The organism is Streptomyces sp. NPDC050704, from assembly GCF_040654355.1.
In the GTDB taxonomy this organism is placed as follows: Bacteria; Actinomycetota; Actinomycetes; order Streptomycetales; family Streptomycetaceae; genus Streptomyces.
Window position 1 is genome coordinate 114,013 of sequence record NZ_JBFAHW010000022.1, and the last position, 6,000, is coordinate 120,012.

12 protein-coding genes and 1 pseudogene are annotated in these 6,000 nt (G+C 67.5%); 9 read left to right on the forward strand and 4 right to left on the reverse strand.

All coding sequences use genetic code 11. From position 1 onward, the window contains the following. Window positions 1-268: 268 nt before the first annotated feature. The 3 genes from AB0I18_RS15885 (at window position 269) to AB0I18_RS15895 (ending at window position 2,952) form a co-directional block, all read left to right on the forward strand. Window positions 269-922 (forward strand): recombinase family protein, encoded by a 654-nt coding sequence (locus tag AB0I18_RS15885; RefSeq protein WP_363106054.1) that lies wholly within the window; start codon window positions 269-271, stop codon window positions 920-922. Continuing rightward, window positions 919-2,445, forward strand: a complete 1,527-nt coding sequence (locus tag AB0I18_RS15890; protein WP_363106055.1) for a hypothetical protein — start codon at window positions 919-921, stop codon at window positions 2,443-2,445. Before AB0I18_RS15885 ends, AB0I18_RS15890 begins: the two co-directional genes overlap by 4 nt. Window positions 2,446-2,604: 159 nt before the next feature. Next, window positions 2,605-2,952 (forward strand): hypothetical protein, encoded by a 348-nt coding sequence (locus AB0I18_RS15895; protein WP_363106056.1) that lies wholly within the window; start codon window positions 2,605-2,607, stop codon window positions 2,950-2,952. A gap of 54 nt (window positions 2,953-3,006) precedes the next feature. Here AB0I18_RS15895 and AB0I18_RS15900 read toward each other — a convergent pair whose 3' ends face one another. Together AB0I18_RS15900 and AB0I18_RS15905 are read right to left on the reverse strand one after the other, a co-directional pair. Beyond that, a complete protein-coding gene (locus AB0I18_RS15900; protein WP_363106057.1) occupies window positions 3,007-3,192 on the reverse strand; it encodes a hypothetical protein in 186 nt (61 codons plus the stop codon). Between the two features lie 59 nt (window positions 3,193-3,251). Continuing rightward, entirely contained in the window at window positions 3,252-3,584 is a 333-nt protein-coding gene (locus AB0I18_RS15905) for a DUF6233 domain-containing protein (RefSeq protein ID WP_363106058.1), read from the reverse strand. Window positions 3,585-3,629: 45 nt separating this feature from the next. Between AB0I18_RS15905 and AB0I18_RS15910 the strand changes: the two genes are divergently transcribed. From AB0I18_RS15910 to AB0I18_RS15935, 6 genes are all read left to right on the forward strand, one after another. Beyond that, window positions 3,630-3,854, forward strand: coding sequence for a hypothetical protein (locus tag AB0I18_RS15910; RefSeq protein ID WP_363106059.1), 225 nt, complete (start codon window positions 3,630-3,632; stop codon window positions 3,852-3,854). Continuing rightward, a complete protein-coding gene (locus AB0I18_RS15915; RefSeq protein ID WP_363106060.1) occupies window positions 3,851-4,048 on the forward strand; it encodes a hypothetical protein in 198 nt (65 codons plus the stop codon). Before AB0I18_RS15910 ends, AB0I18_RS15915 begins: the two co-directional genes overlap by 4 nt. Before the next feature lie 20 nt (window positions 4,049-4,068). After that, a complete protein-coding gene (locus AB0I18_RS15920) occupies window positions 4,069-4,302 on the forward strand; it encodes a hypothetical protein (protein WP_363106061.1) in 234 nt (77 codons plus the stop codon). A gap of 127 nt (window positions 4,303-4,429) precedes the next feature. Next, the gene (locus AB0I18_RS15925; protein WP_363106062.1) at window positions 4,430-4,768 is read left to right on the forward strand and encodes a hypothetical protein; all 339 of its coding nucleotides are present in this window, start codon (window positions 4,430-4,432) and stop codon (window positions 4,766-4,768) included. Beyond that, window positions 4,765-5,022 (forward strand): hypothetical protein, encoded by a 258-nt coding sequence (locus tag AB0I18_RS15930; protein ID WP_363106063.1) that lies wholly within the window; start codon window positions 4,765-4,767, stop codon window positions 5,020-5,022. The genes AB0I18_RS15925 and AB0I18_RS15930 overlap by 4 nt, the downstream gene beginning before the upstream one ends. After that, window positions 5,019-5,405 carry a hypothetical protein gene (locus tag AB0I18_RS15935; protein WP_363106064.1) on the forward strand — a complete coding sequence of 129 codons (387 nt, stop codon included), beginning with the start codon at window positions 5,019-5,021 and terminating at the stop codon, window positions 5,403-5,405. Before AB0I18_RS15930 ends, AB0I18_RS15935 begins: the two co-directional genes overlap by 4 nt. Here the strand turns inward: AB0I18_RS15935 and AB0I18_RS15940 are convergent. Then, window positions 5,402-5,623: a hypothetical protein gene (locus tag AB0I18_RS15940; RefSeq protein ID WP_363106065.1), complete on the reverse strand. Its 222-nt coding sequence runs from the start codon at window positions 5,621-5,623 to the stop codon at window positions 5,402-5,404. The two genes, AB0I18_RS15935 and AB0I18_RS15940, sit on opposite strands and share 4 nt — an antisense overlap. A gap of 283 nt (window positions 5,624-5,906) precedes the next feature. After that, window positions 5,907-6,000: pseudogene (locus tag AB0I18_RS15945) on the reverse strand (ATP-binding protein); the annotation flags it as partial.

Consider the following 6,000-nt stretch of genomic DNA (forward strand, 5'->3'; position numbering starts at 1 on the left):
TGAACTCTCGTGCTGGACCTGCTTGTACAGATCTCGGTCGCACTGTCCCTCTGCCTCTGAACAGCGCCACAACGCCCCCGCCTTCTGCTTCGGCAGACGGCGGGGGTGCCTCGCTGTGCGTGACTGTCCATCAATCGATCGATTGATGGCTACTTGAACAGTCGAGGGGTGAAACGGGCATAGGGTCCCGGCCGGTTGTCCAGAAAGGGTGTACAGGAAGTCTCAATGTCCGCTTACTCTTCAACCCCCTTTTCTGGACAATGGGCTCATGGAATCCGACTCCCTAGACCTCCTCGTCCCAGTCGGCGGGGGAGGAGCCCTCATCGGCTACGCCCGCGTCAGCACGAAGGGGCAGAAGCTCGACCGCCAGATCGCCGCCCTCGAAGGAGCGGGATGCCAACGGATCTTCAGCGACAAGAAGTCCGGCAAGAACACGGAACGCGAGGAACTCTGGAAGGCCCTCGACTACGCCCGCGAAGGCGACACCCTTGTCGTACCGTCGCTGGACCGGCTCGGTCGCTCCATCCAGGACCTCATCGCCATCGTCGCCGGCCTGCGCGAGCGCGGCGTCGGCTTCCGCTCCCTCCATGAAGCACTCGACACCACCACACCGGGCGGCCGGCTCGTCTTCCATGTCTTCGCTGCACTCGCCGAGTTCATCCGTGAACTCATCGTCCAAGGCACCCACGAGGGACTTGCTGCCGCGCGAGCTCGTGGACAACGGCTCGGACGCCCGCCAGCCATGACGGAGGAACAGATCCGCCACGCCCGCGCAATGCTCACCGACCCCGAGGCGTCCATCAGCTCGATCGCCAAGCTCCTCGGCGTCAGCCGCACGACGATCTACAAGTACGTGCCTGAGCTGGCAGCGGGCCGCGCATCCCTCGTATCGGCTGAGCCCCGCAAGGAGATCACCCAGTGACGACTCCGAGTGCAGGCACGATCTACGGCCTCACCGACCCGCGGACCGGCGAGGTCCGCTACGTCGGGCAGACCACCAAGCCGATAGAGGTGAGGCTGGCCGGCCATCTCGCTGCCCCCGCCCCGCTCGTCAGGGGTTGGATCGAAGAGCTCGCGGTCGAAGGTCGACGCCCCGAGATCGCGCCCATACGCGAACACGTCCCTACCGGCGAACTCGATCTGGCCGAGCGGGAAGAGATCGCACTGCATGCCATCAGCGGCGCCTTGCTCAACGTAGCAAGCAACGCAGTCGGGAACGCCAGGCGACGTAAAGCCAGCCGTGAAGAGGCAAAGCGCCGGGAAGCCGAAGAGAAGGCGATGGATCTGTCATGGCGACAGGCGTCATGGCGGCTGGTCGCTGACCAAGTTCGAGCGGCGACGGGCGGCCCCATACCGCCCAGCGATATCCCGGCACGCCGCATCCCCGAGGCGGTCTGGGAGACCTACCAGTCCTACCGTGAGGCCGGAGACTGGCTGACCCGCCACTCCTCGGGCGGGTATCTCCTGGTACCCGGCGTGGGGCTGACCGCGGCGGAGGACTCCCCAGAGGCGCAGGAAGGCCAGGAGATCCGGCGGCTCAGACAGCGCTGCGCAGGCGGGCTTGAGGACTTCATGCGGTCATTCAGCCGTAGCTTCTCCGCTGTCGACGATGGCGAGCGCTACGGGGACGGGATCTTCGGGCGAGGTGACGACGCCTACAAGGTCGCCTTCGCGGATCCATCCCATATGGCGCGCTACCTCGGCCTGATCCCCTGGGCGGCACGAAGTCTCGACTCGTGGGTCGCGCTCGCCGACGCGGCCGGCATCGACAGCCGTGATGCGGAATTCGCCGAATGGGTGTCAAGCGACTCCGACACGCGGGCCGCAGTGAAGCTCTTTCAGGACGCGGGGACTCCTGGCTACCTGGGGCGTCGGTACGATCGGTGGGACACCGAAATCGCGACTTTCGTCCTCGCGCTTGGCGCTGCCCACATTCCCGGGTTCGTCGTACCCGAGCTCCTCAGGTCAGACTTGCGCGACCGACTGACCAAGGTGGCAAAGGATCGCCAGGCCACGAGTGAGATGTGCAACCTCCTACAGGCGATCGACCCGAAGGCTCTCGACACCGTCTACGGCAGGGATCGCCTCGCCATTGCCGATGTCGAACTCGGGCTGCCCGTGGGGCTTGCAGCCCAGGTCATCGCGAAGGTCTTCGGCACAGACCATCGAGACCCAGACAGCGAGATCGGCAAGCTCCTTCAACGGAACGCTGGGGTTTTCCGTACCCCTGCCGTGCCGGGGTACGCGGACTGGTCAGGGATCCACATCCCGGCCATGCGATCCGCCGTGGCATGCTTCTGCGCGGCTGGACTGTTCGACGGTGCGGACGATGATCTGCTCGAAGCCGTGATCGAGCGGTCGAAGCGAACCTGGATGCCGGGAGGCTGGGGCTTGCAGGCGCTCGAAGAGTTTGAGCGAAACCTACAGGCGAAGCGCGCCGCTTAGAAGCTTCCCCCTGCCTGTCAGCACCCCGTGCCAGACTGACCCCACGCCCGCCTCGTCACCACCCCCGTTGTCGAGGCGGGCGTTTGCGTGTTCAGGAGTACCGTGGATGCAGCCGCCCCATCGGGGGGCGGTGCTGAACCCGTCCTATCGGAGGACCCCATGGCTTTGAGTGCCCTGGCGCGCCAGTTCGCCGCCGAGATCAAGAATCACGACTGGTCGGATGCGCCGTATCGGGCGGATCGCGCCGGCCACGACCGTTCCGTCGACAATCGGAGCGCCGAGGTGCTCACGCCGCAGCAGACGGACACCGTCCGCATGAACGTGATGTGGGTGACCGCGCAGGTCCTGGGCTACCAGGACCCGAGCCTCGAACTATTCGAGTTCGCCGAGGCGTGCGGCGTCAACATCTACACGTCGCGCGGCGCGAGGAGCGGCGTCATCACAGCCGGGGTCCGCACGAACGAAGACGGCCACTACGTCATCCCCGGAACGCCGGACAGCTACTAAGAGCGTCGGAACGAGAGCCCGCCCCCGACATAACCGGGGGCGGGCTCTCGCATGTCACGCCTGCGGCTGGAGCACTTCACCCGGCTTGGTCTCGACGACCTGCACGTCCGTGCATCCGTCGCCTTGCAGTCGTTCCTTCCGCCGCTCAGCGCTGGCCTTGTCGTAACTGGGAACGGATACGCGCGGCACGCCGCTGGTGTCGGTCCAGGTGAGCCGGTAGTTCTTCATCGTGATCGCCATACGGGCATCTTCGCCTGCGCCTCGGACATTGACTGTCGGGCCGTGGCGGCGAAGGCGCGTTACCCGTCGATGATCCCGAGTTCGGTGTCGGGTCGGCAGTGGGTGCAGGCGGGTACCCCTTCGGTGATGGCCCGCAGCGCCTGGTCTCGCGTAACCCCGCGGCTGCGTTTCCCGGCCCGCCAGCATCCGCCGACGTGTACGGCGAGTGGCGCGGTCCGGTTGAGGCCGGGTTCGATGAGCCATTCGGGCGGGGCTGGCCGGGCTTGTCCGCCGTGCTGCTCCCGCTCTTGCTGTTCGGCTGCCGTGATCGCTGCCCGTACCTGGTCAAGGTGGAGGGTGAGCCAGGTCTCTAGGGTGCGGAGTCGTGGCAGGTCGGGCGGCAGATCGTTCACGTCTTCAGCTTGCACCATAATTCGAACATGTGCTCTAGTCGGTGCATGGTCAGACGCAAGGCGGATCACCTCACCGTCATCCAGGAGCGCATCCTCCGCTGCATTCGGGAGGCCATCGTCGACGGCGGCGAGGCGCCCACCGTTGTGGAGATCGGGCAGCAGGTCGGCCTGGCCAGCCGCTCGTCTGTGATCTACCAGCTGCGGGAGCTGGAGGCGAAGGGCGCGATCGTCCGGGAGTCTCGCCGGCCGCGCGGAATCCGGCTGACGTGAACCCGAACCGGTTCCACCTCACCCTCGCCTCTGCTGGCCGTCCGGTGATGCAGGGCTGGTGGGCGCTGGAGGCGACGGCGCGCGACCTGCTGCCCGTGTGGGTGGGGAGTTGGGGCACGCTGCCGGACTGTCGCGTCACCCTCGTCGACGAGGAGACCGGCGAGACGTTGACGACCTGGCCCGGCAAGCCGTGAGGCTCTGCCATCCTGACGGCATGAGCGACAAGGCGGCGACGGGTGAGCAGCGGGACGACGGCTTCGAGGACGTCTACGGCGAAGCCCCACCCCTGGATGAGTACCGCCTGTCGACGCGCAACGACGAGCACGACTTCCAGTACAACGACGACCACGTCCAGCGCTGCACTCGCTGCCGCCATCCGCATTCACAGTGGGCTGGCGGCCCCTGTCCAGGGTCGTCGCAGGACTGGGGCCCGGGCCGGTACGTCTGACCCCGGCGTTGTCAGTGCTTGCTCGTACCCTGAATGCGGCTGCCCGCTCGTCGCTGGCGCGGGCAGTAGTCTCGATGCCGTCCTGCCCGTACAGCGCCGGGCAGGGCGGACGACTTTGGAGGCGGCCGTGGCTGCTCTGTTCATCGCCCTGATGGTGCTCTACGGGGCAGCCTGTGGCACGCTTGGCGCTTCTCCGGGCGCCCCGCTATGGCTGCGTTGGCCGATGCCCATCTGGAACCTCATCGCCCACGACTGGCGCCGTCCCGCTCCCGTACCGCTGCGCCCGGACTACGCCCGCATCGATCGCCTTGAGCGCGAGCTCGATATCGGTGACGTCGCGCCGGAGCGTCCGATCCGGCGCGGCCCGAAGGTCTGCCTGACGAAGGACTGCACGGGCGACACGACAGACATCCGCACCTGGGGCGGCCAGCTCGCCATCCGCATCCACGACTGCGAGGCGCCGTGACCAACGTCGAGCACATGCTCACCGACATCGGCTTCTACTCGCAGGTCATCGGGGATTCGAAGCGCACCATCATCTGCCCGCCGTCGCTGCTGGAGCCCATCCGGGAGCTGGTCGAGGCGCACGAGCTCGGCGGGATCTACACGGTGCGGGCGTCCCCGGTCTGTGACGGGAAGCTGTTCGTCGTGGACGAGCAGGCGATGGAGGCGACGTTCCGGCAGGCCGCCCAGAGTCTGCTGCGGGGGAGGCGGCCGTGAGCATCGAGATCCGGTTCGTGGGCGGTCCGGCCGACGGTCGCACACTCACGATCCCCGCCGACGAGCCCCCGTGGCGCTACTTCATCCCGCTCGTGCCGTCGCTCGCCGACTTGATGGCCGACCCCTTCGAGCCGAGTCCGACCCAGCAGGCCGAGTACGAGCCGCAGTTCGACGGCGGACGGTTTCGCGTGGCGGACGACGGGGCGTACCTGTACCGGCATCGGGCGGCCCCACTGACGCCGGAGGAGCGGGACGCCTTGGCGCGCGGACGCGCAGAGGTTCGGGCGGCGGAGGAGCGGCGGGCCGCCGAGTTGGACGCATCGTGGCGGGAAATCCGCAAGGAGCGCCCCGACTATCCCGAGGACTGGCGCGACGCCTTCTAGCCCGACGCCGCGTCCGGGTGCCGCACGATCTGCTTGAGCCCCATCTCAACGTCGTACCGCGCCACCTCTTGCCCCGCCTCGCGGGCCGCCTTCACGTATTCGGCGACGCCCGCGTGCACGGCTTGCGCGGTGTCGACGGTGAGTGCCCCGGCCTGGATCTCCTTCCAGGCGGAACGTTCCAGCTGGATCAGGTCGTCGGGGAAGTCGATGGTGGCCACCGCAGGATCATAGATCGTTCACCGGTTCCCCTTGGGAGCGGCACTCCCCGTGACGGACGCTGGCCACATGGACGTCATCGATCTCAACCAGCGGCGCCGCGACAGCGAGCAGCCTGACCCTGGCTACGTCACCTGCGAGTGCGGGGAGGCCTGGTTCGAACTGCGCGGCAACCACCCGCAGATGCCGGAGCACGGGGCTGTGACCATCCGCCCGGACGGCGGGATTAGCGGCTACGCGGGAACGCCGCACTGCGTGAGCTGCGGGAAGGCCGTCACTTCGCGCCTCGGCAGCGGCCCGCTGGTCGGCGGTCGCGGCGGGCAGCCAGCCCCATTCGTACAGCGCCTGGCGGGTGAAGTCGCGGGCGAGGGGGACGACA